This is a genomic window from Kitasatospora sp. NPDC056783, from assembly GCF_042789895.1.
In the GTDB taxonomy this organism is placed as follows: Bacteria; Actinomycetota; Actinomycetes; order Streptomycetales; family Streptomycetaceae; genus Kitasatospora.
Genome location: NZ_JBHUAF010000598.1, coordinates 926 through 3,136, shown reverse-complemented (window position 1 = coordinate 3,136; position 2,211 = coordinate 926). Strand labels below are relative to the sequence as shown.

2 protein-coding genes are annotated in these 2,211 nt (G+C 72.2%); one reads left to right on the top strand and one right to left on the bottom strand.

Going from position 1 to position 2,211, the window contains the following annotated elements; all coding sequences use genetic code 11:
• Positions 1–39 precede the first annotated feature (39 nt).
• On the bottom strand, positions 40–246 hold the full coding sequence (locus ACFRMQ_RS39645; RefSeq protein WP_380735760.1) for a hypothetical protein: 207 nt from the start codon (positions 244–246) through the stop codon (positions 40–42).
• A 433-nt stretch (positions 247–679) separates the two neighbouring features.
• On the opposite strand from ACFRMQ_RS39645, the gene ACFRMQ_RS39640 reads away from it, so the two are divergent.
• Positions 680–2,083 carry an amino acid permease gene (locus tag ACFRMQ_RS39640; RefSeq protein WP_380735758.1) on the top strand — a complete coding sequence of 468 codons (1,404 nt, stop codon included), beginning with the start codon at positions 680–682 and terminating at the stop codon, positions 2,081–2,083.
• The last annotated feature ends 128 nt before the right edge of the window (positions 2,084–2,211 follow it).

The window sequence follows — 2,211 nt, the reverse complement described above, 5'->3', positions numbered from 1 at the left end:
GGGCCGGCGAACGGCCTCCGGGCTCGGGGTGCGGCGGGATCAGCAGCCGCAGTCGCTCTCGCCGGCCTCGGCGTAGTTGAACCAGGTGGCGTGCGGGCCGAACAGGCCGACGCCCGCAGTGCCGGTCTGCAGGATCTGCTCCTCCGACTGCGTGCCCCCCGCCATGGCCGAGGTCGGAACCGTCACGACGGCACCGGCCACGGCAACGATCACGGCGAGCTTGCGGATCTTCCCACGAAGCGACATCTGATGTCCTTTTGGTTCGTCTCTGGTTCTCGGACCCGCGCCCCCGACCGGCCGGCACGGCCGCCCGACGGGCCGGGCGACGCCCCACCGGGGAGGCGCCGGGCCCACGTTTGCACACGAACGCGCACCTCAGGGCGTGCGCCGCAACCGGGCTGACGCATTCGGGTGAGGCAACTCCCCCGGCCGGACGAATCCGGGCACAGGGCCGTGAAAGCGGGCGTACAACCGTGAATCCGGTCGAACGACCGGGGAGCGGGCGCCGGACGAGTGCCCGTCCGACCACCCCCGGACCGCAAGTCTTGCGGTGACGGACCGGACGAACTGAACAAATCCCATCGATTTGGCGACCGGTCCGGCCTCGTCCGAGCATGGACAGTCGCTCCACGGCGCTCCACCGGGCGCGCGAGCAGGACACGAAAGGCGCACCACCCCCATGCAGACCAGCCCCGCCGCACCCCGGCCGGCGGCCCGACCGAGCGCCCCGGAGACCCCGGGCACCCCGGTCGGCTCCGCGCCCGCGGGCCCGCCGCCGCAGACGAACGGCCGCCGCTTCGGGCTGGCGACCGCCACCGCCCTGGTGATGGGCAACATCATCGGCGGCGGCATCTTCATGATCCCGGCGGCCGTGGCCCCGTTCGGAACGGTCAGCCTGCTCTCCTTCGCGGTGCTCACCGTGGGGGCGATCGCGCTGGCGCTCGTCTTCGGGCAGTTGGCCCGCCGCAACCCGCGCACCGGCGGCCCGTACGTCTACGCCCGGGAGGCCTTCGGGGACTTCGCCGGCTTCCTGGCCGCCTGGTCGTACTGGATCACCACCTGGGTCAGCAACGCCGCGCTCGCCGTGGCCGCCGTCGGGTACCTGGACGTGCTGCTGCCGCTGCACCACTCGATCCCGCTGGAGATCGCCGCCGCGCTGACCATCCAGTGGCTGCCGGCGCTGGCCAACCTGGCGGGCACCCGCTTCGTCGGAGCGGTGCAGCTCGTCTCCACCGTGCTGAAGTTCATCCCGCTGCTGCTGGTCTCGGTGGGCGGCCTGTTCTTCTTCGACCCGAAGAACCTGGGCCCCTTCGACGCCTCCGGCCAGGGCTGGGCGGGCGGCATGTCCGCCGCGGCGGCGATCCTGCTGTTCAGCTACCTGGGCGTGGAGTCGGCCGCGATGAGCGCCGGAAAGGTCCGCGACCCGGAGCGCAACGTCGGCCGGGCCAGCGTGCTCGGCACCGCCGGTGCGGCGGCGGTCTACCTGCTCGGCACTATCGCGGTGTTCGGCACCGTCGCGCACCAGCAGCTGGTCCACTCCTCCGCGCCGTTCTCGGACGCCGTGGACGCCATGTTCGGCGGCAGCTGGGGCGGCACGGTGATCGCCCTCGCCGCGCTGGTCTCGATGACCGGCGCGCTCAACGGCTGGACCCTGCTCTCCGCCCAGGCCCCGTACGCGGCAGCCAAGGACGGGCTGTTCCCGGCGGCCTTCGGCAGGGAGCGGCGCGGGGTGCCGGTCTTCGGCGTGCTGGTCGGCGTCGCCCTGGCCTCGGCGCTGACCGTGCTCAACTTCGCCAGTGGCGCGAAGGGCGCCTTCGAGATCCTGGTGCTGGTCACCACCTTCACCGCCACCGTCCCGTACCTGCTGTCCACCGCCGCCCAGCTGTTCTGGCTGGTGCGCGGGGACGGCGAGAAGGTCGACCGCGGCCGGCTGGTGCGCGACGCCGTCCTCGGCCTGGGCGCGTTCGCCTTCTCGCTCTGGCTGCTCGCCGGGGCCGGCTACGCCGCCGTCTACCAGGGCGTGCTGTTCCTGTTCGCCGGTGTCCTGGTCTACGTCTGGATGGCGGGCCGCCGCCGCGACTGAACTCCCCCGGCAACGGCCGGAAATGCGGACATAACCTCATGAAATACCTTGACGTGGGGCCGCCAGGTTCGGCCGCCGGGAGGTGTGGGCCAGGAGTTAAAATACGAGCAACAAACCCGCAACTGTAG